This window comes from Mycolicibacterium hippocampi, from assembly GCF_010723735.1.
In the GTDB taxonomy this organism is placed as follows: Bacteria; Actinomycetota; Actinomycetes; order Mycobacteriales; family Mycobacteriaceae; genus Mycobacterium; species Mycobacterium hippocampi.
This window is the reverse complement of sequence record NZ_BLLB01000002.1, coordinates 1,926,175-1,951,407: the sequence shown is the minus strand read 5'-3', so window position 1 is coordinate 1,951,407 and position 25,233 is coordinate 1,926,175. Positions and strand designations below refer to the sequence as shown.

Annotated in this window: 28 protein-coding genes; 9 read left to right on the top strand and 19 right to left on the bottom strand. The window is 67.4% G+C overall.

What is annotated here, in order from left to right; translation table 11 throughout:
• Window position 1: 1 nt before the first annotated feature.
• The 6 genes from G6N53_RS10520 to G6N53_RS10495 form a co-directional block, all read right to left on the bottom strand.
• Window positions 2-1,438, bottom strand: coding sequence for an aminobutyraldehyde dehydrogenase (locus G6N53_RS10520; RefSeq protein ID WP_163888412.1), 1,437 nt, complete (start codon window positions 1,436-1,438; stop codon window positions 2-4).
• A gap of 32 nt (window positions 1,439-1,470) precedes the next feature.
• Window positions 1,471-1,986, bottom strand: a complete 516-nt coding sequence (locus G6N53_RS10515) for a TetR/AcrR family transcriptional regulator (protein WP_163888411.1) — start codon at window positions 1,984-1,986, stop codon at window positions 1,471-1,473.
• Window positions 1,987-2,137: 151 nt separating this feature from the next.
• Window positions 2,138-3,688, bottom strand: a complete 1,551-nt coding sequence (locus G6N53_RS10510) for an APC family permease (RefSeq protein WP_163888410.1) — start codon at window positions 3,686-3,688, stop codon at window positions 2,138-2,140.
• A 95-nt stretch (window positions 3,689-3,783) separates the two neighbouring features.
• A complete protein-coding gene (dmpG, locus tag G6N53_RS10505) occupies window positions 3,784-4,788 on the bottom strand; it encodes a 4-hydroxy-2-oxovalerate aldolase (RefSeq protein WP_163888409.1) in 1,005 nt (334 codons plus the stop codon).
• Complete coding sequence (locus tag G6N53_RS10500) at window positions 4,785-5,717, bottom strand: acetaldehyde dehydrogenase (acetylating) (protein WP_163888408.1); 933 nt, start codon at window positions 5,715-5,717, stop codon at window positions 4,785-4,787. Before G6N53_RS10500 ends, dmpG begins: the two co-directional genes overlap by 4 nt.
• Before the next feature lie 6 nt (window positions 5,718-5,723).
• The gene (locus tag G6N53_RS10495) at window positions 5,724-6,686 is read right to left on the bottom strand and encodes a hypothetical protein (RefSeq protein ID WP_163888407.1); all 963 of its coding nucleotides are present in this window, start codon (window positions 6,684-6,686) and stop codon (window positions 5,724-5,726) included.
• 154 nt (window positions 6,687-6,840) lie between these two features.
• On the opposite strand from G6N53_RS10495, the gene G6N53_RS10490 reads away from it, so the two are divergent.
• The 4 genes from G6N53_RS10490 to mmsB all read left to right on the top strand — a co-directional run bounded on the left by G6N53_RS10490 (window position 6,841) and on the right by mmsB (window position 11,325).
• Window positions 6,841-7,614 carry an IclR family transcriptional regulator gene (locus G6N53_RS10490; RefSeq protein ID WP_163888406.1) on the top strand — a complete coding sequence of 258 codons (774 nt, stop codon included), beginning with the start codon at window positions 6,841-6,843 and terminating at the stop codon, window positions 7,612-7,614.
• A gap of 90 nt (window positions 7,615-7,704) precedes the next feature.
• Window positions 7,705-9,240 carry a CoA-acylating methylmalonate-semialdehyde dehydrogenase gene (locus tag G6N53_RS10485; protein WP_163888405.1) on the top strand — a complete coding sequence of 512 codons (1,536 nt, stop codon included), beginning with the start codon at window positions 7,705-7,707 and terminating at the stop codon, window positions 9,238-9,240.
• A 14-nt stretch (window positions 9,241-9,254) separates the two neighbouring features.
• Entirely contained in the window at window positions 9,255-10,418 is a 1,164-nt protein-coding gene (locus G6N53_RS10480) for an acyl-CoA dehydrogenase family protein (protein ID WP_163888404.1), read from the top strand.
• A gap of 22 nt (window positions 10,419-10,440) precedes the next feature.
• Window positions 10,441-11,325 (top strand): 3-hydroxyisobutyrate dehydrogenase, encoded by an 885-nt coding sequence (gene mmsB, locus G6N53_RS10475; protein ID WP_163888403.1) that lies wholly within the window; start codon window positions 10,441-10,443, stop codon window positions 11,323-11,325.
• On the opposite strand, the gene G6N53_RS10470 is transcribed toward mmsB, so the two are convergent.
• A complete protein-coding gene (locus G6N53_RS10470) occupies window positions 11,314-12,075 on the bottom strand; it encodes an HAD family hydrolase (RefSeq protein ID WP_163888402.1) in 762 nt (253 codons plus the stop codon). The genes mmsB and G6N53_RS10470 overlap by 12 nt on opposite strands.
• A 104-nt stretch (window positions 12,076-12,179) precedes the next feature.
• On the opposite strand from G6N53_RS10470, the gene G6N53_RS10465 reads away from it, so the two are divergent.
• Together G6N53_RS10465 and G6N53_RS10460 are read left to right on the top strand one after the other, a co-directional pair.
• Window positions 12,180-12,836 carry a response regulator gene (locus tag G6N53_RS10465; protein ID WP_163888401.1) on the top strand — a complete coding sequence of 219 codons (657 nt, stop codon included), beginning with the start codon at window positions 12,180-12,182 and terminating at the stop codon, window positions 12,834-12,836.
• Window positions 12,833-14,044 carry a GAF domain-containing sensor histidine kinase gene (locus G6N53_RS10460; RefSeq protein WP_163888400.1) on the top strand — a complete coding sequence of 404 codons (1,212 nt, stop codon included), beginning with the start codon at window positions 12,833-12,835 and terminating at the stop codon, window positions 14,042-14,044. Before G6N53_RS10465 ends, G6N53_RS10460 begins: the two co-directional genes overlap by 4 nt.
• On the opposite strand, the gene G6N53_RS10455 is transcribed toward G6N53_RS10460, so the two are convergent.
• Genes G6N53_RS10455 through secY form a run of 4 tightly spaced genes read right to left on the bottom strand, consistent with a single transcriptional unit; the run spans window position 14,045 to window position 17,261 of the window.
• A complete protein-coding gene (locus tag G6N53_RS10455; RefSeq protein WP_163895725.1) occupies window positions 14,045-14,554 on the bottom strand; it encodes a MarR family transcriptional regulator in 510 nt (169 codons plus the stop codon). It lies immediately after the preceding gene.
• Between the two features lie 2 nt (window positions 14,555-14,556).
• Complete coding sequence (gene map, locus G6N53_RS10450; RefSeq protein ID WP_163888399.1) at window positions 14,557-15,357, bottom strand: type I methionyl aminopeptidase; 801 nt, start codon at window positions 15,355-15,357, stop codon at window positions 14,557-14,559.
• 5 nt (window positions 15,358-15,362) lie between these two features.
• Window positions 15,363-15,908 (bottom strand): adenylate kinase, encoded by a 546-nt coding sequence (locus tag G6N53_RS10445; RefSeq protein WP_163888398.1) that lies wholly within the window; start codon window positions 15,906-15,908, stop codon window positions 15,363-15,365.
• Between the two features lie 15 nt (window positions 15,909-15,923).
• Window positions 15,924-17,261 carry a preprotein translocase subunit SecY gene (gene secY / locus G6N53_RS10440; protein WP_163895723.1) on the bottom strand — a complete coding sequence of 446 codons (1,338 nt, stop codon included), beginning with the start codon at window positions 17,259-17,261 and terminating at the stop codon, window positions 15,924-15,926.
• Between the two features lie 232 nt (window positions 17,262-17,493).
• Here secY and G6N53_RS10435 point away from each other — a divergent pair, with 232 nt between their 5' ends.
• Genes G6N53_RS10435 through G6N53_RS10425 form a run of 3 tightly spaced genes read left to right on the top strand, consistent with a single transcriptional unit; the run spans window position 17,494 to window position 20,242 of the window.
• The gene (locus tag G6N53_RS10435) at window positions 17,494-18,411 is read left to right on the top strand and encodes an SAM-dependent methyltransferase (protein ID WP_163888397.1); all 918 of its coding nucleotides are present in this window, start codon (window positions 17,494-17,496) and stop codon (window positions 18,409-18,411) included.
• Window positions 18,412-18,419: 8 nt separating this feature from the next.
• Entirely contained in the window at window positions 18,420-19,319 is a 900-nt protein-coding gene (locus G6N53_RS10430) for a class I SAM-dependent methyltransferase (RefSeq protein WP_163888396.1), read from the top strand.
• 8 nt (window positions 19,320-19,327) lie between these two features.
• Window positions 19,328-20,242 (top strand): class I SAM-dependent methyltransferase, encoded by a 915-nt coding sequence (locus G6N53_RS10425; RefSeq protein WP_163888395.1) that lies wholly within the window; start codon window positions 19,328-19,330, stop codon window positions 20,240-20,242.
• On the opposite strand, the gene sppA is transcribed toward G6N53_RS10425, so the two are convergent.
• The 8 genes from sppA to rpsH all read right to left on the bottom strand — a co-directional run bounded on the left by sppA (window position 20,239) and on the right by rpsH (window position 25,198).
• Entirely contained in the window at window positions 20,239-22,005 is a 1,767-nt protein-coding gene (sppA, locus tag G6N53_RS10420) for a signal peptide peptidase SppA (RefSeq protein ID WP_163888394.1), read from the bottom strand. The two genes, G6N53_RS10425 and sppA, sit on opposite strands and share 4 nt — an antisense overlap.
• A 52-nt stretch (window positions 22,006-22,057) precedes the next feature.
• Complete coding sequence (locus tag G6N53_RS10415) at window positions 22,058-22,405, bottom strand: DUF732 domain-containing protein (protein WP_163888393.1); 348 nt, start codon at window positions 22,403-22,405, stop codon at window positions 22,058-22,060.
• A gap of 79 nt (window positions 22,406-22,484) precedes the next feature.
• The gene (rplO, locus tag G6N53_RS10410; RefSeq protein ID WP_163888392.1) at window positions 22,485-22,925 is read right to left on the bottom strand and encodes a 50S ribosomal protein L15; all 441 of its coding nucleotides are present in this window, start codon (window positions 22,923-22,925) and stop codon (window positions 22,485-22,487) included.
• A gap of 1 nt (window position 22,926) precedes the next feature.
• The gene (gene rpmD, locus G6N53_RS10405; RefSeq protein WP_159230598.1) at window positions 22,927-23,106 is read right to left on the bottom strand and encodes a 50S ribosomal protein L30; all 180 of its coding nucleotides are present in this window, start codon (window positions 23,104-23,106) and stop codon (window positions 22,927-22,929) included.
• A gap of 5 nt (window positions 23,107-23,111) precedes the next feature.
• Window positions 23,112-23,804, bottom strand: coding sequence for a 30S ribosomal protein S5 (gene rpsE / locus G6N53_RS10400; RefSeq protein WP_205390351.1), 693 nt, complete (start codon window positions 23,802-23,804; stop codon window positions 23,112-23,114).
• A 32-nt stretch (window positions 23,805-23,836) separates the two neighbouring features.
• A complete protein-coding gene (rplR, locus tag G6N53_RS10395; RefSeq protein WP_163888390.1) occupies window positions 23,837-24,241 on the bottom strand; it encodes a 50S ribosomal protein L18 in 405 nt (134 codons plus the stop codon).
• Window positions 24,242-24,243: 2 nt separating this feature from the next.
• Complete coding sequence (gene rplF / locus G6N53_RS10390; protein WP_163888389.1) at window positions 24,244-24,783, bottom strand: 50S ribosomal protein L6; 540 nt, start codon at window positions 24,781-24,783, stop codon at window positions 24,244-24,246.
• A gap of 16 nt (window positions 24,784-24,799) precedes the next feature.
• Complete coding sequence (gene rpsH, locus G6N53_RS10385) at window positions 24,800-25,198, bottom strand: 30S ribosomal protein S8 (protein ID WP_159230594.1); 399 nt, start codon at window positions 25,196-25,198, stop codon at window positions 24,800-24,802.
• Between the last annotated feature and the right edge of the window lie 35 nt (window positions 25,199-25,233).

Below are 25,233 nucleotides of genomic sequence, written 5' to 3'. Positions count from 1 at the left end.
GTCAGGCGCTCTCGCGGTTGATCATCACGTGCTTGATCTCGCTGTACTCCTCGAGCGCGTACACCGACATGTCCTTGCCGTTGCCTGACTGTTTGAACCCGCCATGCGGCATCTCGGGGGTCACGGGCAGATGGTCGTTGATCCACACCGTACCGAACTGGAGTTCACTGGAGGCCGTCATGGCGCGTGTCAGGTCCTTGGTGAAAACCGATGCGGCCAGCCCGTATTCGGTGTCATTGGCGAGTGCGATGACGTCGTCGGTGTCGCCGAACCTGGTGACGGACGTGACCGGACCGAATACCTCGGTACGGACGATCTCGTCGCCCTGCCGCGCTCCGACGACTACGGTCGGCGCTGTGTAGAAGCCGGTACCGGGATTGTCTCCCTGGATCAGCTCGGTGTGTCCGGTCGCCTTGGCGCGGGCCACGAAGCCCTCGACACGGTCTCGATGGGCGGCCGTGATCACCGGTCCCATGGAGGTGTTCTCGTCGGCGATGTCTCCGAGGTCAAGTTCTTTGACCGCCTTCTCGAGGCCGGACACCAGGTCGTCGTGTACCGAGTCATGGACATAGAGCCGCGAAGCCGCCATACAGTCCTGGCCGGAGTTGCAGAATGCGCCCTCCATGATCTTGGCCACCGCCAGCGAGACGTCGGCGTCGTCGAACACCACCACGGGAGCCTTGCCGCCCAGTTCCAGATGCAGCCTCTTGAGGTTGGAGTCGGCGGAGGCGCGCATCAACGCCCGCCCGGTGTCCACCGAACCGGTCAGTGAGGACATCCGCACGGTCGGATGGGACACGAGCCTGGCGCCGACGTCGCTGCCGTCACCGGTGACGACGTTGAACACCCCGGCGGGGAACAGATCTTGCGCGAGCTCGGCCAGCCGCAGAACCGAGAACGGGGTGTGCTCGGAGGGTTTGAGAACCAGGGTGTTCCCGGTGAGCAGCGCCGGTGAGATCTTCCAGATCGCCATCAGCAGCGGATAGTTCCACGGGGCTACCGAACCGACGACGCCCAACGGGTCCCGACGCAGGATGCTCGTCTTGCCCCGGACGAACTCGGTGGCCGCCCGGCCTTCCATCGTTCGGGCCCCGCCGGCGAAGAAGCGCAGATGATCGGCGATCATCTCCATCTCTTCGAGCGCCAAGGCGATCGGCTTGCCGACGTTGCGGGATTCGATCTCGGCGAGCGTGCGCTGGTCGTCCTCGACGCGGTCGGCGAGCTTCAGGAACGCCCGCGCCCGTTCGCCGACAGGCGTTCTCGCCCAGCCCGGGAACGCTGCGTCGGCGGCCGCCACCGCCCTGTCGACGTCGGCGACGGTGCCGTGTGCGATCTCGGCGAACGTCTCCCCGCTCGCAGGCGCGGGGACTTGGTCCACGGCCCCGTCGGAGGAATCGGTCCAGCCGCCGTCGATGAACATCTTGCTGTGAAAGGTCATGTCGACTCCGTTCGTTGTTGTGACAGGGGTGTTCAGGTGGCCGCGGTGCCGGCATTGGCAGCCGTGGTCAGGAGTGCGCGCACAGCGTCGTGCGAAATCGGTTGTTGAGCAATGGACATGTGCACCATCAGGCCTTCGATCACAACGTCGAGCAGACGTGCGGTCTGGCGGTCGAAATGCTGGGCCAGGGCATCTTCGGCGCGCTCCATCCACGCCTGGGTGATGCGCTTGTTGTCGTCCCTGCGTACCGCGTCGCCGTACAGTTCGTAGGTCACGGCCAGTTCGTTGGGGTTGGCGGCGAGATCCTCGGTGATCGCCAACACGATGCACTCGATGAGGTCCTGCTGTGGATCGCACGCGGCCAGCCGCTCCTCGAAGCGCGTCGCGAGCTTCTCGACGTGGGTCTGGAACGCCAGCTTGACGATGTCGTCCAGCGTCGCGAAGTGGTACGTGATGGAACCGAGAGGGACGTCGGCCGCTTGTCCAATCGCACGATGGGTGATGCCGGCGACGCCGTCGCGCGCGAGGACAGTGAGTGCCGACTCCACGATGAGCTCCTTTCTGTTCGGGTCATGACGACGTGCGCGCCGGGGGGCGGAGGCCATCTGCCACCTTCCGTTTAGGAACGTTTGTACGTATCGGTACGTACAAACGTACCTAACGGTCGGCATGCGCGCAGGACTTCCAGCGTTGCCGGGCTCACACCGCTTCGGGCGCCGGCTCTTCCAATTCCCGCTCGTTGAGCGCTTTGCCCACGAGCGCGTACTTCGCCGGCGCGAAGAACCGCAGGTACAGGCCGTACCCCATGCCCGCCAGCAACGCCAGGAAGACCAGCGAGAGCATGAGCACCGCCGTGGCGCCCTGCACACCCAGCAGAACGTCGAGGCTGGTCAACGTCAGGACGAAGAAGGAACCCAGTCCGATGATCGCCAGAATCGGCGCGACGACGGTGTTCCACCGCCGTTTGTCGACCTCGGACCGGCGGAAGAACACGAAGATCGCGATCCCCGCCACCAGTTGCGAGAAGATCACGGCGATGGTCCCGATCCCGGTCGCCCAGGTGAACAGCGTCGCAAAGGGGTCCTGGCCGGCGATCGCGAACGCGGCGATGACGATTCCGACGGTGCCGCTCTGGACGATGGAGGCCACCCACGGCGTCTGACGCCCCGGCAACGTCCATCCCAGCGGTTGCCACACCAATGTCTGACGGCCGAGCGAGAACAGGTACCGCGAGACGTTGTTGTGGAAGGTCACGATGGCCGCGAAAGTCGCTGTGACGATCAGGAGTTGGAACAGCAGGGAGATGTTGTGCCCGATGATCGTGTCGCTGGCGACGAAGATGAAGTTGCCGCCGGTGTCGGTGGCGATCGCGACCACGTTGTCCAACCCGAGCGCATTCATGATCAACCAGCCTGACACCGCATACAGGATCCCCATGAAGGCGATCGAGAGGTAGGTGGCGCGAGGAATGGTCCGCGCCGGATCGTGGGCTTCTTCGCCGTAGATGGCCGACCCTTCGAAACCGATGAACGATGCGTGAGCGAACATCAGCGCGACTCCGAATGCGCCGCCGAGCACGACACTGGGGTTGAACGGCTCCAAGGAGAACTCAGATACCGGCACCGCGTCGCCGAAGACACTGAACACGCTGAGGACTGTGATCATCAGGACTTCCAGCGTCAGGAAGACGCCCAGCACCTTGGCGCCGGAGTGCACCCCCTGCACGCCGACACCCAGACAGAGGATCAGCCCGACGAACGCGTAGGCCCACCAGGGAATGCTCAGCCCGAGAGCAGGATTGAGCAATTCAGCTGCGTAGTAACCGAAACCACCGTACAGACCGGCCTGGATGGCGTTGTAGGCGAAGATCGCCAGCGAGGCCGACCCGAGCCCGGGGATCCGCCCGAGCCCGAGCGTGACATAGGCGTAGAACGCGCCGGCGTTGGTGACGTGACGGCTCATCGCCACGTAGCCGACTGCGAAGATCATCAACACCACCGCGGCGATCACGAACGCGCCGGGCATCCCGATTCCGTTGCCGGCGCCGATGATGATGGGGAACAGCGCGACAACGACCGTCAGCGGGGATGCCGCGGCGATGATGTAGAAGAAGATGCTGGGGACGCCCAGGGTGTTGGCTTTGAGCCCGTGGTTTCGCCGCCCGCCGCCAGGCGTGGTGGCGGGCGGCGATGCCGACGACGCAGTGGCTACCGGCCGTTGTGGTGGTAAGGATTGAGTGACATTCTCCATAGTCGTTCATCTCTCATGGATTGTGGTGTTCGCGGGGGGAACTGCGTGTCCACGTGCTCGGCAACCGTCCGGGAGCACATAGGCGAAAGGAATATTCACCTCCTCATATCGAGCGCGAGATCGATGAGCAGGTCCTCTTGACCGCCGACCATCGACCTGCGGCCGGCTTCGACCAGCAGTTCGCGGGCACCGATGCCCACTTCGGTGGCGATACGCTCGGCGTGGAGCAGAAAGCTGGAGTACACGCCGGCGTAGCCCAGGGTCAGCGTCTCCCGGTCCACTCGCACGGGTCGCTGCTGCAGGGGTCGGACGAGATCGTCGGCGGCGTCCATCAAACCGAACAGATCGCAGCCGTGCGCCCAGCCGTTGAGTTCGGCTATCGCGACAAAAACCTCCAGAGGACAGTTCCCTGCCCCCGCACCGAGACCGGTGAGGGACGCATCGACCCGGTGGGCCCCCTCTTCCACCGCGGTGATCGAATTGGCCACTCCGAGTGCGAGGTTGTGATGGGCGTGGACCCCGATCGTGGTGGCGGGATCAAGGTTCGCACGGTATGCCCGCACCCGGTCCCGCATGTCGGACATCGTGAGGCGGCCACCTGAGTCGGTCACGTAGACGCACTGCGCGCCGGCGTCTTCCATGATCTTGGCCTGTGCTGCCAACTGGTCCGGCCCGGCGAGATGAGCCATCATCAGGAACCCGGCCACATCGAGCCCCAGCGCCCGCGCGGTGGAGATGTGCTGGCGGGCGATATCGGCCTCGGTGCAGTGTGTCGCGATCCGCACCGAGGTGACGCCGACGTCGACGGCCGCACGCAGATCGTCCACGGTGCCGATGCCGGGGATCAACAGCGTTGTCAGACGGGCATTCCGGATGACGTCCGCGGCTGCGGCGATCCACTCGGTGTCGCTGTGGGCGCCTGCTCCGTAAGTGAGTCCGCCCCCCGCGAGGCCGTCTCCGTGGGCGACCTCGATGGCCGAGACCCCCGCCAGATCGAGGGCCCGCGCGATGCGTTTGGTGTCGGACAGGGAGAACGAGTGACCGACCGCGTGCATGCCGTCTCGGAGCGTGACGTCCTGGACGTAGATCTCGACGGTCACTGCGCTACCTCCGCGACCCGGACAGCGGCGGCGGTCATGATGTCGAGGTTGCCGGCGTAGGCGGGCAGGTAGTCACCGGCTCCTTCCACCTCGAGGAGGACCGTCACCTGTGAGAGGTCGGCGTCCCGCCCGATCTCTGCGACCAGCCTGCGTCGCGGATCCTGTTGGGGCACCGGGGAGATCATCACCTGTTGCCTGAGTCGGTAGCCGGGAACGTACCGTGCGACCTCGGCGACCATGGCGACCACGGCGTCGGTGATCACGGACTCGTCCACGGCCGACACCAGGGCGGCCACGGTGTCGCGCATGATCATCGGCGGTTCTGCCGGGTTGAGCACGATGATCGCCTTGCCGCGTTGCGCGCCTCCTACTGTCTCGATGGCCCGTGCCGTGGTCCTGGTGAACTCGTCGATGCTGGCCCGGGTCCCGGGACCCGCCGAACGCGAGGAGATCGATGCGACGATCTCGGCGTAGTACACCTGGGCGGTCGCCGAGAGCGCCCCGACGATCGGGATGGTGGCCTGACCGCCACATGTCACCATGTTCAGATTGCGCTCGCCGGCCAGGCCGGCCAGGTTGACCGCAGGCACGACAAAGGGCCCGAGGGCAGCGGGAGTGAGGTCGATGACCAGCCGGTCGGTGGGTGCGAGCCTGGCGTGGTTCATGCGATGCGCGGCAGCGCTGGTCGCGTCGAAGATCACGTCGATGTCGTCGAACTCGCGCATCTCGACGAGACCGTCCACCCCTGCAGCCGTCACCGCGACATCCAGCGCGGCGGCTCTGGCGAGACCGTCGCTCTCGGGGTCGATTCCGACCATGACGGCCACGTCCAGCAGCGCCGACCGCCGTAGCTTGTGCATCAGGTCGGTACCGATGTTCCCCGAGCCGATGATGGCCGTGCGCCGAGGCGGTGTCACGGGGTCGGTCATCGGTGATCAGTTGGTGAGGACGGGGGCGACCGTGCGAGGACGGGGCGACACCGCCACGTCCGGGGCACTGGTGCGGGCCAGTTCGTTGAGGATCGCGGCGTGGCGGACCTTGTGCCGGATGAGTTCCTCGTGGAATTCCGGCCGGACCCAGCCGTTGTACATGACCGCCTCGGATTCACCCGGCTCGATCTTGAAGTACACCGGCCCTGCCACCCGCGCGATGTCCCCGGCTTCCCACAACCGGTTCATCCCGCCGAAGGACTCGAACGTCTCCGCCCAGACATCGAGTGGGATGTCCACCGAACGACGGATGGCGGCGAGCATCGGCCGGCTCAGATCGCCCACGGGGTTGACGCTGTCGGCGCCGAGATCCTGCAGGATTTGGATGGATGCCGGGTTGGCGTGACCCGCGTACACCGAGATCTTGAACTTCGCATCGGCGGGGATGTGTCCGGCGTCGCGCGCCTTGTTCAGGATGTCGAGAACTCCCTCGTCCCAGACGAGTACGCCGCGGATGCCGGTCGAGAACACGCGCAGGTAGTCGTCGAGCAGGTACCGGACGTTGTCCAGGCCGCGCACCCGACGACCGCCTGCCTGCCCCTCGGTGCTCAGCGCCTGGCGCCCGAGATCCCATCCGGTCCGGGGACCGGGGACGGCTATCAGCTCGATGTCGTTCTCTGCGGCCAGTTCGGCGACGTCGCCGAGCTCGCCGGTGGTCAACAATGTCGCCCCGCCACCGAACGCGATGATGCGGTGGATGAACACGTCCTGCTTGTGCGCCTCGTCCAGCAGCACCTCGAGGGTCGAAAGACGTTCCACACCTGAGATTTCCAGCCGGTATGCCCCGCCGTCGTCGAATGCCTTCGTGGACGGGGCGAGGGTGTGGTCGTCGGCCGACAGCAGACCTTGCGAAGCCAGAATGCTGGCTCCGTCGACCTGTGATGAACGGCTGCCGGCGGCGGTGGGCATGGCATCTCCTTCGGGGATCGTCCCCTATTTTTCATTCAGTGATATTTGGCTGCGCTGAATGAAAATCTAGGAGACGTTGCGGGCCGTGTCAACAGGAAGCCGATTTCAGCGCCGTCGCCGAAGCCCCTCACTGCGTACTGGTAACCTTCACTGGGTGAAAACCGACGCGCGCCCGGAGAAGAGCACGAACCTGATCGGCGTCGAACGCACCGCCCGGATTCTCAGCGCAGTTGCAGAAGCCGAAGGCGGCAATCTCACCGAAATCGCAAGGCGCACAGAGCTGAACGAGGCCACTGTGTCGCGCTACCTGACCAGCCTGGCGGCGCTGGGATATGTGGAGCGCTACAACGCAGCCCAGTACCGTCTCGGCTGGGAGATCTTCCGACTGGGACAACGCGCGTTCGCCGGACAGGTGCCCTCCGACGCAGTACTGGCCACCATGGAACGACTCATGCTCGAGTTCAACGAGACGGTGAACTTCGCCATGCACAAGGAACGCCGCGTGGTCATTCTCGAAGTCGTCGAGAGCCGCCGGGCGGTGAAGAAGGTCAGCGACGTCGGACAGACCGACCCTTGGCATGCGTCGGCCCTGGGCAAGTCGCTCATGGCGAGCATGCCCGACAGCGTCTGGCGCGACATCGTTGCGTCCACGGGCCTGCCGGCGCTGACCCCTCACACGATCACGTCGACGAAACAGCTGGCCGCCGAGATCGAGGACATCCGGGAGAGGGGTTTCGCAGTCGACCGGGAAGAGGCCGCCGAAGAACTGACCTGCGTGGCCGCCGCCGTACCCACCGCCGGCGGCGGTCCCTCGCGGTACGCGCTGAGCATCAGCTTCCTCACCCACCGGTTGACCGCCGAGAACCTCGAACACGCTGGTGCACAAGTTGTTGCGGGCGCCAACGAGATCGCGCGCAAGCTGCCCTGAAAAACCGGGTTCCGAGAAACGGGCAACCCTTGCCAACGCCCTCCCCGCATTACTAGGATATCCAAGTATCTAGGCGAGAGGAACGCACCAATGACTTCAACGACGGCGGCCACCCGGATCCCCCACTTCATCGAAGGCAAGCGCACCGAACTGCAGTCCAGCCGCACCGCCGACGTGTTGAACCCCAGCACCGGCGAAGTGCAGGCGCAGGTCGTCCTGGCGAGCGCGGCCGACGTCGACACCGCAGTGGCCACGGCCGTGGAAGCGCAGAAGGAGTGGGCCGCCTGGAATCCCCAGCGGCGGGCCCGGGTGATGATGAAGTTCATCGACCTGGTCAACCAGCACGTCGACGAGTTGGCCGAACTGCTCAGTCTCGAACACGGCAAGACCGTCCCCGACTCCAAGGGCGACATCCAGCGCGGCATCGAGGTCATCGAATTTGCCATCGGCATCCCACACCTGCTCAAAGGTGAGTTCACCGAGGGCGCCGGCGGCGGCATCGACGTCTACTCCATCCGCCAACCGCTCGGCGTCGTCGCCGGCATCACGCCGTTCAACTTCCCCGCGATGATCCCGCTGTGGAAGGCCGGTCCAGCACTGGCATGCGGAAACGCGTTCATCCTCAAGCCTTCCGAGCGCGACCCCTCGGTGCCGGTGCGCCTGGCCGAACTCTTCGGAGAGGCCGGACTGCCCGCCGGGGTCTTCCAGGTCGTCCAGGGCGACAAGGAGGCGGTCGACGCCATCCTCACCCATCCCGACATCCAAGCCGTCGGCTTCGTCGGCTCCTCCGATATCGCGCAGTACATCTACTCCACCGCCGCCGCCCACGGGAAACGCTCCCAGTGCTTCGGTGGCGCCAAGAACCACATGATCGTGATGCCCGACGCGGACCTCGACCAGGCCGTCGACGCGTTGATCGGCGCCGGCTACGGCAGTGCCGGCGAGCGTTGCATGGCGATCAGCGTCGCGGTCCCGGTGGGTGAAGAAACAGCGCAGCGGCTGCGCAACAGACTCGTCGAGCGGGTCAACCAACTGCGGGTCGGGCACAGCCTCGACCCCAAGGCCGACTACGGGCCGCTGGTCACGGGCGCGGCACTGGAACGCGTGCGCGACTACATCGGTCAGGGCGTCGAGGCAGGTGCCGAACTCGTGGTGGACGGCCGCGAGCGCAGCACCGACGAACTCACCTTCGATGACCAAGACCTGTCGAAGGGCTACTTCATCGGCCCCACCCTGTTCGACCACGTCACCGCCGACATGTCGATCTACACCGACGAGATCTTCGGTCCGGTGCTGTGCATCGTGCGCGCTGCCGATTACGAGGAAGCACTGGCGTTGCCGTCGAAGCACGAGTACGGCAACGGCGTGGCGATCTTCACCCGTGACGGCGACGCCGCCCGTGACTTCGTGTCCCGCGTCCAGGTCGGCATGGTGGGCGTCAACGTCCCGATCCCGGTGCCGGTGGCTTACCACACCTTCGGCGGCTGGAAGCGTTCCGGCTTCGGCGATCTCAACCAGCACGGCCCCGCGTCGATCCAGTTCTACACCAAGGTCAAGACCGTCACCGAGCGCTGGCCGTCGGGCATCAAGGATGGCGCCGAGTTCGTCATCCCGACAATGAACTGAGCTGAAGTAGTCCGATGTCCCTGTTCGAGTTGGATGACGACGAGCGCGTCATCGTCGACACGGCGGCTGCGTTCGCCGCCAAACGCCTTGCGCCGCATGCCCTTGACTGGGATGCGGACAAACACTTCCCCGTCGACGTACTGCGTGCGTCCGCCGAGCTCGGGATCGCCGCGATCTACTGCTCGGAGGAGGTCGGCGGCAGCGGGCTGCGTCGGCTCGACGCGGCGCGGATCTTCGAGGAACTCGCCGCCGCCGACCCGACGGTCGCGTCGTTCATCTCGATCCACAACATGTGCGCCTGGATGATCGACAGCTACGGCACACCGGAGCAGCGAAAGACCTGGGTGCCCCAGCTGGCCACCATGGAGTCGATCGCCAGCTATTGCCTCACCGAGCCCGGTGCGGGTTCGGACGCCTCGGCGCTGCGCACGCGCGCGGTTCGCGACGGATCCGACTGGGTTCTCGACGGGGTCAAGCAGTTCATCTCCGGAGCGGGGGTCTCCGACATCTATGTGGTGATGGCCCGCACCGGTGCAGAAGGCCCACGCGGTATCTCCGCGTTCATTGTCGAAAAAGACACTCCCGGGCTCGGTTTCGGCGCCAACGAAGCAAAGATGGGCTGGAACGCGCAACCCACCGCACAGGTCGTCTTCGACAAGGTCCGGGTGCCCGCCGATGCGTTGCTCGGCGGCCCGGAGGGTGAGGGCACCGGTTTCGGGATCGCGATGAACGGGCTCAACGGCGGCCGCATCAACATCGCCGCGTGCTCGCTCGGCGGTGCGCGGGCCGCCTACCAGAAAGCCACCCGGTACCTGTGTGACCGGGAGGCTTTCGGCGGGCCGCTGATCGACGAACCCACCATCCGGTTCACCCTCGCCGATATGGCGACGTCGTTGGAGACTTCGCGGATCATGTTGTGGCGGGCGGCATCCGCGCTCGACTCCGATACCGCTGACAAAGTCGAGCTGTGCGCGATGGCCAAGCGCTACGTCACCGACGCCTGTTACGAGGTGGCCGACCAGGCGCTGCAGTTACATGGCGGCTACGGCTACCTCACCGAGTACGGGCTGGAGAAGATCGTCCGGGATCTGCGGGTGCACCGAATCCTGGAAGGTACCAACGAAATCATGCGTGTGGTGATCGGACGGGCGGTCACTGCTCGTGCCCGCGCATCATGAGGGGATGTCAATGATGACAGGGATGACGACGACAATCGCATTTCTCGGGCTGGGCAACATGGGCGGCCCGATGGCCGCCAATCTTGTCGCCGCTGGGCACACCGTGCGGGCCTTCGACCCGGTGAACACGTTGCGTGACGCCGCCGCCGAGAAGGGCGCGGCCGTCTACGGCAGCGGCGCCGAGGCAGTGGCCGACGCCGACGTGGTGATCACCTCGCTGCCCAACGGAGCGGTGGTGAAGTCCTGTTATGCCGAGATACTGCCGGCGGCCCGCACGGGCGCGCTGCTGATCGACACGTCGACGATCTCCGTCGACGACGCCCGCGATATCCACCAACAGGCGGTGGCGGCCGGGTTGAACCAGATCGACGCCCCCGTCTCGGGCGGCATCAAGGGCGCGACCGCAGGGACGCTGGCGTTCATGGTCGGCGGTGAGCCCGCCGACGTCGAAAGGGCGCGGCCGACGCTGGACCCGATGGCGGGCAAGGTCATCCACTGCGGCGCCTCCGGCGCCGGGCAGGCCGCAAAACTGTGCAACAACATGGTGTTGGCGGTTCAGCAGATCGCGATCGGCGAGGCTTTCGTGCTGGCCGAGAAGCTCGGGCTGCCCGCCCAGTCACTGTTCGACGTGATCACCGGGGCCACCGGAAACTGCTGGGCGGTGCACACGAATTGCCCGGTGCCGGGCCCGGTTCCGACGTCGCCGGCGAACAACGACTTCAAGCCCGGTTTCGCGACGGCGTTGATGAACAAGGATCTCGGCCTGGCGATGGCCGCGGTCGCGTCGACGGGATCCTCGGCGCCGCTGGGCAGCCACGCCGCCGAGATCTACGCGACGTTCATGGAGTCCGACAAGCACAACGCCACACTGGACTTCAGCGCCGTCATCGAGGCGTTACGCAGCTGACGGTCGCGGCGACTCCTGCCACGTGTCGTGCACCCGTTGGCAGTCGGCCACCCGCAGCGGTGCGTTCGCCGCGTTGTCGCCGTCGATGAGCACCGTGGCCAGGCCGGCGACCATCGCCATGCGCTGATTCGCCGGCGACCCCGCGAACGCGAGCGAATCCTGCGCCGAGGCCCCGAGATCGGCGAGGGCGGCCGAATAGAGATTCGCGCCCGGCGCGTCGGCAACATCGGCGGCGGTCACGACGGTGCCCACCAGCCCTTCGCCGACAAGCTGGCGGACCAGCGGCTCGACCCACGCGTGCCGGCCCGGGCTGACGATCCCGATCCCGATGCCCGCCCCGAACGCCTCGGCGATCAGGTCGACCAGACTGGCCCTCGGCACGAGGTCGGCGTCGAGGATCGTCTCGTCCAGGATCATCTCCTTGGCCGCACAGATCTCGTCGACCAGCAGCTCGGTCAGCACGTCGCACTCGGTGCGCACGCCCCGCTTGCGCAGCTCGGCGGCGACGCGGCGACGCTCGTCCGGCAGCGCCTGCAGCTGGCGGTACCGCGCGACCGACCACTCGATGTCCAGCCCGAGCTGGGCGAAGGCGGCGTTGAACGCGGGGCGGTGCCCTGCGCTGTCGATGTCGGCGATGGCCTCGAGATCGAAAACCACCGCGCGCAGCGGCTGCACGGTGGAATCACTCGGCTGGGGCCAATCCCACCAGAATCGACCGGCTCTCCATGCTTTCTGCGATGTCGGGTGCACGAATGAATGGTGTCCCAGGTCACACCCCGGGCGCCTCCCCCACTTGGGGGATTCTGCGCGCCAAGTTGGGCAGACCCGGCGGCCACCGGCCCTAAGGTGGGGCAATGTCCTCGCCGGTGCGCATCGTCCTGGTCGACGACCACGAAATGGTCATCGAGGGACTCAAGGCGATGTTGGCCGCTTTCGACAGCCGCGTCACGGTGGTCGGCCAGGCAGTCGGGCCTGACCACGTGGTCAGCGTTGTCAGCGACCTCGACCCCGACATCGTGCTGTGTGACGTACGGATGCAGGGGTCGAGCGGGCTGGATGTGTGCCGCCAGCTGCGGGAGCGCGATCCTGACCGCAAGGTCGTGATGCTGTCGGTCTACGACGACGAGCAGTACCTGTTCCAGGCGTTCCGGGTCGGGGCCGCCGGCTATCTGCTCAAGAGCATCAGCAGCGAGGAACTGGTGCGCCAGCTGGAGTTCGTGCACAGCGGCGAGACGGCGATCGACCCCGGCATGGCCGCCCGGGCGGTCGACACCGCGGCCCGGCTGCAGCGCGACGAGTTCTGGCCCGGCGCCCGTCAGGGCCTCACCCAGCGCGAGAGCGAGATCCTGTCGTTTGTCGTCAACGGCCTGTCCAACCGCGCCATCGCCACCAAGCTGGTGATCGGCGACGAAACCGTCAAAACCCATCTGAGCTCGATCTACCGCAAGCTCGGCGTCAGTGACCGCACCGGTGCGGTGGCGACTGCGCTGCGCGAGGGGATCTACCAGTGACCTCGGCGTCGCGGCCGGTGCTGGCGGCCGACCGCGAGCTCGCCCTGCTCCGGGAGTTGATCCAGGCCGCCTCCAGCGGCCCCGGCGTCGAACCGCTGGCCGCGGCGGCGGCGCGGATCATCACCGCCGCCACCGACAGCGACGTGTGCTTTGTGCACGTCCTCGACGACACCGAGCGGTCGCTGACGCTGGCCGGGGCGACGCCGCCGTTCGACGCCGAGGTCGGCAAGATCCGGCTGCCGCTGGGGCAGGGCATCTCGGGGTGGGTCGCCAGCAACCGGGAACCGGTGGTGATCCGCTCCGACAAGGAGTCCGACCCGCGGTACCTGCCGTTCCAGTCACTACGCGGCCGCGACTTCACGTCGATGGTGTCGGTGCCGATGGAGACGGACCCCGGTGGGTTGGTCGGGGTGCTCAACGTGCACACGGTAGCCGAGCGCGAGTTCGAGGACCGCGACGTCCAGCTGCTGCTGGTCATCGGCCGGCTGATCGCCGGGTCCATGCATCAGGCGCGTCTGCACCGGCAGCTGGTGTCTCGCGAACGCGCCCACGAGAACTTCGTCGAGCAGGTCATCGAGGCCCAGGAGCTCGAGCGCCGACGGCTGGCCAGCGACATCCACGACGGCATCTCGCAGCGTCTGGTCACGCTGTCCTACCGCCTCGACGCGGCCGCCCAGGCAGTCGACGACCGGGTGGCGCTGACCGAGCAACTCGACCGCGCGCGGGAGTTGGCCGACCTGACGCTGCAGGAGGCCCGCGCCGCGATCAGCGGGCTGCGGCCCCCGGTGCTGGACGATCTCGGGTTGTCCGGCGGGCTCGCGAGCCTGGCGCGCTCGATCCCGCAGGTCGGGATAGAGGTCGACCTGGCCGACGAGCGGCTACCCGACCACATCGAGCTCGCGCTGTACCGCATCGCCCAGGAATGCCTGCAGAACGTCGTCAAACATGCCAGGGCCACCCGGGCCCGGCTCACCTTCACGATGACCCGGGGCGACCAGGGCGAGACCGCCAGGCTCGAGATCGTCGACGACGGGGTCGGTTTCGACACCCTGGAGCATCCGCTGGGCAGCGACGAGATGGGCGGATACGGCCTGCTGTCGATGGCGGAACGTGCCGAGATCGTCGGCGGCAGGCTCAACATCCGGTCGCGGCCCGGATCGGGAACCACCGTCACCGCGACCATCCCGGTACCGGCAGCCACCCGCTGACTAGAAGTCGCCCGCGCTGCGGCGCAGCGTCTGGATCGACTGCGCCAGAGCCGTCGACTCGGCAGCGGACATGCCGATGTCGGCGAACACGTCGTTGTTCAGCGTCACGGTCGCATCTTCGACGGTCGAGCGTCCCAACCCGGTGATCTGCACCAGCGTGGTACGGCCGTCGGTCGGGTGCGGCAGCCGCTGCACCAGCCCGTCCGATTCCAGCCGGCGGATCGCGTGCGTGACGCTGGTGACGTGCACCTGCAGCCGGTCCGACGCCTTGGTGATCGGCAGCGCGCCGGTGCGGCTGAACGCCAGCAGCCGGAGCAGCTCGAAACGGGAGAAGCTCAGATCGTAGGGGCGCAGCGCGGTCTCGACGCGGGCCAGCAGTATCTGGTGGGCGCGCATCACCGAGGTCACCGCGACCATGCCGTCGGCGACGTCACCCCAGCCGGAGCGCTCCCAGTTGGCGCGCGCCACCGCGATCGGGTCGCGCTTGGCCGGGGGCGGGTCGGAGGCCACGCTCACCCAGCGGTCAGGATCCGGGGTCCGTCGTCGGTGACGGCAACGGTGTGCTCCCAGTGCGCGGCGCGGGTGCCGTCGGCAGTGACGACGGTCCACTCGTCGGCGAGCACGACGGTTTTGGTCGTGCCCAGCGTCAGCATGGGTTCGATGGCCAGCACCGAGCCCGCCGCCAGGTACGGACCGCGTCCCGGTGCGCCTTCGTTGGGCAGGAACGGGTCCATGTGCATGCTGCGACCGATACCGTGCCCGCCGTAGCCGGCCACGATTCCGAACTTGCGGTCGTAGCGCGCCTCGGCGGCCCGGGTTCCGAACTCGATGGCGTGGGAGACGTCGGTCAGGCGGTTCCCCGGCACCATGGCCGCGATGCCGGCCTCCATGGACTCCCTGGTCGCTCGGGACAACATGTCGTCGGCGGGGATCACCTGACCCACGCCGAAGGTGAAGGCCGAGTCACCGTGCCAGCCGTCGAGGATGGCGCCGCAGTCGATCGACACCAGGTCGCCGGTGGCGAGCTTCTCGGTGGCCGACGGGATGCCGTGCACAACGCGGTCGTTGACCGACGAGCAGATACTGGCGGGGAAACCGTGGTAGCCGAGGAAGGACGGGACACCGCCGCCGTCCCGGATCACCGACTCGGCGACGGCATTCAGCTCGAGGGTGGACACCCCGGGCACGGCGGCCCGGTGCACCGCCCGCAGCGCCGCGGCGACGAGCGCGCCGGCGGCGGCCATCGCATCGAGTTCGGCGGCGGTGCGCTGGGCGACCACTTTGCGGCCGCGCAGGCCAGGCAGAGAAACCATGGGTTCTAGCGGCCGAGAGCCTTCAGCGCACGGGTGAAGACCTCGTCGAGTTCACCGACGGCGTCGACGGTGACCAGGTTGTCGCTGTAGTAGTCCAGCAGCGGCGCGGTCTCGTCGCGGTACACCTTGAAGCGGTTGCGGATGACGTCCTCGGTGTCGTCGGCGCGGCCGCGGCCCTTGAGCCGGGAGACGAGCTCGTCCTCCGGCACCCGGAACTCCAGCACCGCGTCCAGCGACAGGTTGCGCTTGGACAGCATCCCGTCGAGGGCCTTGGCCTGCTCGACCGACCGCGGGAAACCGTCCAGGATGAATCCGCCCGCCGCGTCCTCGTCGTTGAGCCGGTCGTCGACCAGCGCGTTGGTCAGCGTGGCCGGGACCAGGTCGCCGGCGTCGAGATACTTCTTGGCTTCCAGCCCGAGTTCGGTGCCGTTGCTGATGTTGAACCGGAAGAGGTCCCCGGTGGAGATCTGCGGGACGCCGAGCTTGTCGGCCAGCTTCTGTGCCTGCGTACCCTTGCCCGCGCCGGGCGGTCCCAGCAAAACGATTCTCAACTTAAGAACCCTCTCTCACTTCAAGAAACCCTCGTAGTTGCGCTGCATCAGCTGGCTTTCGATCTGTTTCACGGTGTCCAGGCCGACGCCCACCATGATCAGCACCGCGGTGCCACCGAACGGCAGGTTCTGCACTGCACCGGTGTTGCCGATCTGCAGGAACATGTTCGGCAGCACGGCGATGACACCGAGATAGACCGAGCCCGGCAGCGTGATCCTGGACAGGACGAACCGCAGGTAGTCGGCGGTCGGTTTACCCGGCCGGATGCCCGGGATGAAGCCGCCGTACTTCTTCATCTCGTCGGCGCGTTCGTCGGGGTTGAACGTGATCGACACATAGAAGTACGTGAAGAAGATGATCAGGCCGAAGTAGATCGCGATGTAGACCGGGCTGCTCGGGTCGGTCAGGTACTCGGCGACGAACGTCTGCCACCAGCCGGTGTTCGGGTTGGCGCTGCCGCTGTCGATCAACTGGGTGATCAGGTGCGGGATGTAGATCAGCGACGAGGCGAAGATGACCGGGATGACGCCCGCCTGGTTGACCTTCAGCGGCAGGTAGGTGGAGGTGCCGCCGTACATCCTCCGGCCGACCATCCGCTTGGCGTACTGGACGGGGATGCGCCGCTGGCCCTGCTCGACGAAGACCACGCCGATGATGATCAGCAGTGCCGCCAGGCAGACGAAGGTGAAGACCATGCCGCCACGGCTGTCCAGGATGCTCTTGCCCTCGCCGGGGATGGCGGAGGCGATGCTGGCGAAGATCAGCAGCGACATGCCGTTGCCGACGCCGCGCTCGGTGGCCAGCTCGCCCATCCACATCACCAGCGCCGCGCCTGCGGTCATCACGATGACCATCACGGCCAGCGTGGTGATGTTCAGGCCGTCGCCCTGGCCCTGGATGATCTCGAGCGAGCAGCCCTGCAGCAGCCCGCCGTTGGCGGCCAGCGCCACGATGCTGGTGGCCTGCAGGATCGCCAGGGCGATCGCCAGGTACCGGGTGTACTGCGTCATCTTGGTCTGGCCGGCCTGGCCTTCCTTGCGCAACTGCTCGAAGCGCGGGATGACGACGGTCAGCAGCTGCACGATGATGCTGGCGGTGATGTAGGGCATGATGCCCACCGCAAACACCGACAGCTGCAGCAAGGCTCCGCCGGAGAAGAGGTTGATCAGCGAGTAGATCTGCCCCGACTCACCGCCGCTGACCTGGGCGATGCACTGCTGGACGTTGGGGTAGTTGACCCCGGGGGACGGTATCGAGGCACCCACGCGGTAGAGAACGACGATGCCGAGGGTGAACAGGATCTTTCGCCTCAGGTCGGGTGTTCTGAGCGAAGAGATGAAAGCCGAGAGCACTCTTTCCTCCTGCACGGCCTGACGATCGCGGCGTGCTCATGTGGCTGGCGTGACCAGCGTTCGGTTAAGTCGTGCGCGCGACGGCACGAGCAGGCATACGGCCTGCGCAAGTCACGCGTTCAAACAGTCTACGAGACTAACAGGAGCATGTTCCCCCACCCGAATCTGATCGCGGGTCGGCGTACAGTCGGCGGTGGTTCATTACTACACCTAATTAGTTGGGGAGCAGCCGATGCCACGCACCGACGACGACACCTGGAACCTCGCCTCCAGCGTCGGAGCCACCGCGACGCTGGTCGCAGCCGCCCGCGCCGTCGCGAGTCGGGCCCAGAACCCGGTGATCGACGACCCGTACGCCGCGCCACTGGTGCAGGCGGTCGGCGTCGAGTTCTTCACCAGGCTGGCCACCGGGGAACTGTCGCCCGAGGATCTCGACAGCAATGACTCCCCGGTCGGCATCCGCCGGTTCGCCGACGGGATGGCCGCCCGCACCCGGTTCTTCGACGACTTCTTCGCCGACGCCATCGCCGCGGGCATCCGCCAGGCCGTCATCCTGGCCGCGGGCCTGGACGCCCGCGGGTACCGCCTGTCCTGGCCGCAGGACATGGTGGTGTTCGAGATCGACCAGGCCGAGGTGATCGAGTTCAAGACCACGACCCTGGCAGGTCTGGGCGTGACCCCGAGCGCGGAACTGCGGACGGTCGGGGTCGATCTGCGCCACGACTGGCCGGCTGCGCTCGCCGAGGCCGGATTCGACACCGCCGAGCCGACGGCGTGGATCGCCGAGGGGCTGTTCGGATACCTGCCCCCCGAGGCCCAGGACCGACTGCTCGACCAGATCACCGAACTCAGTGCCGCGGGGAGCCGACTCGGCGCCGAGGGCGTGCCCCCGCACCGCGCCGAGGACGACGAGGCGGTCCGCACCCGGATGCAGAGCGCCTCCGGCCAGTGGCGCGAGCACGGTTTCGACATCGACTTCTCCGAGTTGGTGTTCCTCGGCGACCGCGCCGAGGTCGCCGACTACCTGCAGGGGCAGGGGTGGCGCACCACCGCGACGCCCACCAACGACCTGCTCGTCAAATACGGGATGGCCCCCCTCGATGACGACGAGGGCTTCGCCGAGGTCCGCTACGTCACCGCCGTCAGGTAGGACGATCGATGGCACGCAGCGAGAGTGACACCTGGGACCTGGCCTCCAGCGTCGGCGCCACCGCCACCTCGGTGGCCGCCTCGCGGGCGTTCGCCGCCCGCGGGCCCGACCCCCTGATCGACGACCCGTACGCCGCCGCACTGGTCGAGGCGGTGGGACTGCCCCACTTCATCCGGGTGGCCAACGGCGAGGTCGACTTCGGTGACGATCCGCTCTTCGGAGCGAGCCAGATGCGCGAGCACATCGCGGTGCGCACCAGGTTCTTCGACGACTTCTTCACCGCCGCGGCCGGCGCGGGCATCAGCCAGGCGGTGATCCTGGCCTCCGGACTCGACACCCGGGCATACCGGTTGTCCTGGCCCGACGGCGCCGTGGTCTTCGAGATCGACCAGCCCCGGGTCATCGAGTTCAAGACCCGGGTGCTTGCCGAAGTCGGTGCCAACCCTGCGGCCGACCGCAGGGCCGTCGGTGTCGACCTGCGCGAGGACTGGCCGAAAGCACTGTCGGACGGCGGGTTCGATCCGACCGTCCGGACCGCGTGGATAGCGGAGGGACTACTGATCTACCTGCCTCCGCACGCCCAGGACCGGCTGCTGGACGGCATCACCGCTCTCAGCGCAGCCGGCAGCCGGCTGGCCACCGAGCACATGGATGCCAAGGCGCTGACCGGCGACTGGGCCAAGGCGATGACCGAACGCGGGCGCAGGCACGGCAGCGACATCGACCTGACCGAGCTCTTCTACACCGGTCCCCGCACCTCCGCGGCCGACCGGTTGCGCGCCCAGGGGTGGCAGGTGACGGTCACCCCGAACACCGATGCCTACCGCGCCAACGGCTTCGAGCCGCCGGCCGACCACGTCATGGCCATGGTCGGCGATTCCGGTTATCTGTCGGCCGAGTTGGGTTAGGAGACTCCATGGCACGCACCGGTGACGACTCGTGGGACCTCGCATCCAGCGTCGGCGCCACGGCGACGATGGTCGCCGCCGGCCGGGCGATCGCGTCCGCCGATCCGCGGGGGCTGATCGATGACCCGTTCGCCGCTCCCCTGGTCCGGGCGGTGGGCCTGGACTTCTTCACCAGCATGCTCGACGGCCAGCTGGACCTGTCGCAGATTCCGGGCAGCTCCCCCGAACGCATGCAGTCGATGATCGACGCGATGGCGGTGCGCACCAGGTTCTTCGACGACCACCTGACGGCGGCAACCGCCGACGGAGTGCGGCAGGTGGTCATCCTGGCATCCGGACTCGACGCCCGGGCCTACCGGCTGCCATGGCCTGACGGCACCGTGGTCTACGAGATCGACCAGCCCGACGTGATCGCCTTCAAGTCGCAGACCTTGGCCGACCTCGGCGCCGAACCGACCGCGACCCGGCGGACGGTGTCGATCGATCTGCGTGAAGACTGGCCGACAGCATTGCAGGATGCGGGATTCGACGCGTCACAGCCGACCGCCTGGCTCGCCGAGGGGTTGCTCATCTACCTGCCACCCGAGGCCCAGGACCGGCTGTTCGACCTCATCACCGGCCTGTCCGCACCGGGCAGCACGGTCGGCACCGAGTACGCGCCGGGCATCCTGGACTTCGACGCCGAGAAGGCTCGCGAGATGACGGCGCCGCTGGCCGAACACGGCCTCGAGATCGACATGGCGTCACTGGTGTACGCCGGCAGGCGCAGCCACGTGATGGAGTACCTGCGCCAAAACGGTTGGCAGGTGGCGGGTTCACCACGCGACGAGTTGTTGACACACTTCGGACTCGCCGTGCCCTCGCCCGGGGACGACGACGTTCTCGGCGAGATCGTCTACGTCAGCGCGAGGCTGGCGACCTAGAACCGCCAGCCGCCCAGCCACAGTGCGTTGGTCCCGCTGAGCGAGCGTTGGGTGCTGTCGACGGCCCCGGCCACCGACGCCACCAGCAGCGCTCCGACCGCGTCGGGCAGTGACGCCGCGGCGGGCTGCGACGACGGCTTGGGCCGCAGCATGTCCCGCAGCGAGGAGCCCGGGAGGTTGACGACGGTGACCTTCTCGTCGGGGTCCACCCCGGCGAGGACCTTGGCGCGGCGGATCGCGGTGCGCAGGCCACCGAGCTCGTCGACCAGACCGCGCTCGGCCGCGTCGGCTCCGGTCCACACCCGGCCCCGGGCCACCCCTTCGACCTCCTCGACGCTCAGGTCCCGGCCGTCGGCCACCCGCTGCACGAAGTCGGTGTAGAACAGATCCGCCTCGGCCACCACCTGTGCGTGCTGTTCATCGGTGAACGGCGCGTCGACCGACCAGGCGTCGGCGTTGGCGTTGGTGCGCACGCTGTCGGAACCCACCCCGAGGCGTCCCTTGAGCTCACGGGCGACCAGCTTGCCGGTGACCACGCCGATGGAGCCGGTGAGGGTGCCGGGGTTGGCGACGATCTTGTCGGCGGCCATCGAGACGTAGTAGCCACCGGAAGCCGCGACCGCCCCCATCGACGCCACCACCGGCTTTCCGGCGGCCCGGGCGCGGACGACCTCCCGCCAGACGGTCTCCGACCCGGTGACCGAACCTCCGGGGCTGTCCACCCGCAGCACGATCGCCGAGACGTCCTCATCGGCCACTGCTTCGCGTAGTGCGGCGGCGATGGTGTCGCCTCCGGCCGTCGGTGATCCCAGCGGGGACATCTGCCTGCCACGCCCGCTGACGATGGGACCGGCCAACGTGACGACGGCGATCGTCGGCCGCGTCTTGAGCCCGGGCAGCGACACCGACGGCCCCTTGGACTTGGCGTAGCGCGCCAGGAACAGCCGTGGTGGCGCGTCGTCGCCGTCGGCGTCGGCTTCCACGTCGGCACCGCCGAGCTGCGCTATGCGCGCGTAGGCCTCGTCGCGGAACCCGATGCGGTCGATCAGGCCCGCGGTGACCGCATCGTCGCGCAGCAGTGGCGCCTTGTCGGCCAGTGCGTCCAGCGCGGCGGTCTCGATACCGCGCGAGGCCGCCACCGCCTCCCATACCTGCGCGTGCATGCTCTCGACCAGCCGGCTGTCGGCCTCGCGGTGCGAGTCGGTGTAGCTGTCCTGGGTGAAAACGTTTGCTGCCGACTTGTATTCGCCCTTGGCGATGAACTGCGCCTCGACGCCGACCTTGGCGAGGGCGTCGCGCAGGAACAGTGCGCTGGTGGCGAACCCGACCAGGCCGACGGTGCCCGAGGGCTGCATCCAGACCTCGCCGAAAGCCGATGCCAGGTAGTAGGACAGCGTGCCCGGATAGGTCTCGGCCCAGGCGACCGACGGCTTGCGGGCGGTGAACGCGACGATCGCCTCGCGCAGTTCCTGAACCGGTCCGGGTGGGGCAGCCGGGATCTGGATGCGTGCGATCAGGCCGGCGACCCTCGGGTCCTCGGCGGCGCGATGGATGGCCTCGACCGTCTCCCGCAGCAGCAGTGGCCTGCCGGAGGCGTTGATCAGCATCAGCGGATCGAATCCGCCGGTCTCTTGGGGCACCGACTGCAGATCGAGCTCGAGGATGCAGCCGTCCGGCACGCCGTGGTGGCGGGCGGTGTCGACCTTGCGGGCCAGCGCCCGCACGTCGTCGAGCCCCGGTACGTCGGTGAGGAAGGAGAACATGGCATCGAGCCTACCGACGCCGCGGAACCCTGTTCGAGACTGCGGCCGAGGCTCAGCGTCCGACGAAACGCCCGTACTGCGGGCAGTAGACACCCACCGACGCCCGCATCAGACCCACCGCCTGGTCGCGGCTGATCCCGCTGCCCTGCAGTGTGGTCACGACACCGCGCACCGCGGGCACCGGGTTGACGCTGGTCACCACCTGGGACGCGAACATCCCGCACACCTGCTTGCCCACCGCCGGGAGATCGGTGTCGGGTGCCACCTCGATGCCCAGGGTGTTCACCGCCTGGGTGAAACGTTCGTCAGGGGTGTCGGCATGGGCGGGCGCGGCCGCTCCGAACGCGGCGATTCCAGCGGCAAGCAGGACCGCGACGGTGGTGCGGCGGCGGCGAATCATGGGCTGCTCCTCGGTGTCGGCAGGCGAAAGTGTAATCGCGCCGAAAGGCGGCGATGTTACCGCCAGCTCACGACGAGAGTCAGAGTTCGGTCACCGATCCGCCCGCCGCGGTGATCTTCTCGCGCGCACTCGCGCTGAACTTGTTCGCGGTGACGTCGACCTTGACAGCCAGCTTGCCGTCGCCGAGAACCTTCACCAACGTGTTCTTGCGCACCGCGCCGGCCGCCACCAACTCGGCGACACCGACGGTGCCACCGTTGGGGAACAGCTTGCTGATGTCGGCGACGTTGACGACGTCGTACTCGGTGCGGAAGCGGTTCTTGAAGCCCTTGAGCTTCGGCAACCGCATGTGGATCGGCATCTGGCCACCTTCGAACGTCGCGGGGACGTTCTTACGCGCCTTGGTGCCCTTGGTGCCGCGGCCGGCGGTCTTGCCCTTGGAGCCTTCGCCGCGACCCACGCGGGTCTTGGCCGTCTTCGAACCCGGAGCGGGCCGCAGATCGTGCAGTTTGATCGTCATCTCAGACCTCCTCGACCGTCACCAGGTGGTGGACGGTCTTGATCAGTCCGCGGGTCTGGGAGTTGTCCTCCCGGACCACGGACTGGCGGATCTTGCGCAGACCGAGCGTCCTCAGGGACTCCCGCTGCTTCCAGCGCGCACCGATGGTGCTGCGCACCTGGGTGATCTTGAGTTCAGCCATGGTGGTTATGCCGTTCCCTCACGCGCTGCGCTGGCGGCCAGGGCGTCCGCCTCGCGGCGGGCCTTGAGCATCCGTGCGGGCGCTACGTCTTCGATCGGCAGGCCGCGGCGGGCCGCGACCTCTTCGGGACGCTGCAGCAGCTTCAGCGCGGCAACGGTGGCATGCACGACGTTGATCGCGTTGTCGCTACCCAGCGACTTGGCCAGGATGTCGTGCACCCCGGCGCATTCCAGCACCGCACGCGCGGCGCCGCCGGCGATGACACCGGTACCCGGGCTGGCCGGACGGAGCATGACCACCCCGGCGGCCGCCTCTCCCTGGACGGGATGGGTGACGGTGCCGCCGATCAGCGGAACCCGGAAGAAGCCCTTGCGTGCCTCTTCGACGCCCTTGGCGATCGCGGCGGGGACTTCCTTGGCCTTGCCGTATCCGACGCCGACCATGCCTGCGCCGTCACCGACGATCACCAGCGCGGTGAAGCTGAACCGGCGGCCGCCCTTGACCACCTTGGACACGCGGTTGATCGCGACGACACGCTCGATGTAGTTGCTCTTGTCACCGCCGTCGCGGCCACGGCCGCCACCACGGTCGTCGCGGCGGCCGCCGGTGCGGCCTCCGCGGTCGTCGGAGCGCGCTCCTCTGCCGTCGCGGCCTCCTGTGCTCGAGGGCCCGCCGGCTCCAACAGCCTGCTCGGCCATCATGCATTCCTTCCGTTATTGGAAATCGTCATCTAGAACTTCAACCCGCCTTCGCGCGCGGCATCTGCCAGCGCCGCGATCCGTCCGCCGTAGGTGTACCCACCGCGGTCGAACACGACCTCCTCGATGCCCGCGGCCTTGGCGCGCTCGGCGATGAGCTGCCCGACCCGAGTGCTGTGAGCCTTCTTGTCCCCGTCCACGGCGCGCACATCGGCTTCGATCGAGGACGCCGCGGCCAGCGTGACGCCTTCGGAGTCGTCGACCAACTGCACGTGGATGTGCCGCGCCGAACGGTTGACCACCAGGCGGGGCCGCGCAGCGGTGCCGGAGACCTTCTTGCGCAACCGTGCATGCCGCCGCAACCGCGACCTGCGTCGCGCCTCGCTGATGTTCTGTCCCACCGGCTTGCGCACGGTTTCCTTGGTGTTGGTAGCCATGTCTACTTACCCGTCTTTCCGACCTTGCGACGGATCTGCTCACCCTCGTAGCGAACGCCCTTGCCCTTGTACGGGTCGGGGCGGCGCAGGCGGCGGATGTTCGCCGAGATCTGTCCGACCTTCTGCTTGTCGATGCCCGAGATCGAGAACTTGGTGGGCGTCTCGACCGCGAACGTGATGCCCTCGGGGGCCTCGATCACGACCGGGTGGCTGTAACCCAGCGCGAACTCGAGCGTGTTGCCCTTGGCCACGACGCGGTAACCGACGCCGAAGATCTCCATCTTGGTGGTGTAGCCCTCGGTCACACCGGTGACGAGGTTGGCCACCAATGTCCGGGACAGCCCGTGCAACGAGCGGTTGCGCCGCTCGTCGTCGGGACGGGTGACCACGACCGCGCCGTCGTCGTCGCGGGACACCATGATCGGCTCTGCGACAGCGAGTTCCAGCGTGCCCTTGGGGCCCTTGACGGACACGTTCTGACCATCGATGGTCACGTCCACTCCGGTGGGAATCGCAACCGGCTGCTTTCCAATACGTGACATTGCCTGTTCCTCCCCGCTACCAGACGTACGCGAGGACTTCGCCGCCCACGCCTTGTCGTGATGCCTGGCGGTCGGTGAGCAGCCCCGACGACGTGGAGATGATCGCCACGCCGAGGCCACCCAGCACCCGCGGCAGATTGGTGGACTTTGCATACACGCGCAGCCCGGGCTTGGAGACCCGGCGGAGCCCCGCGATGCTGCGTTCACGGCTCGGGCCGTACTTCAGTTGCACCACAAGCGCCTTGCCCACACGGGCATCCTCGGTGTGGAAGTCGGTGATGTAGCCCTCCGCCTTGAGGATCTCGGCGATGTTGGCCTTGATCTTGCTGTGCGGCAGGGTCACTTCGTCGTGGTACGCCGAATTGGCGTTGCGCAGACGTGTGAGGAAGTCTGCGATCGGGTCCGTCATGGTCATGACAGCCGGTTCACCTTTCTCGCGGCGGTTCCTCC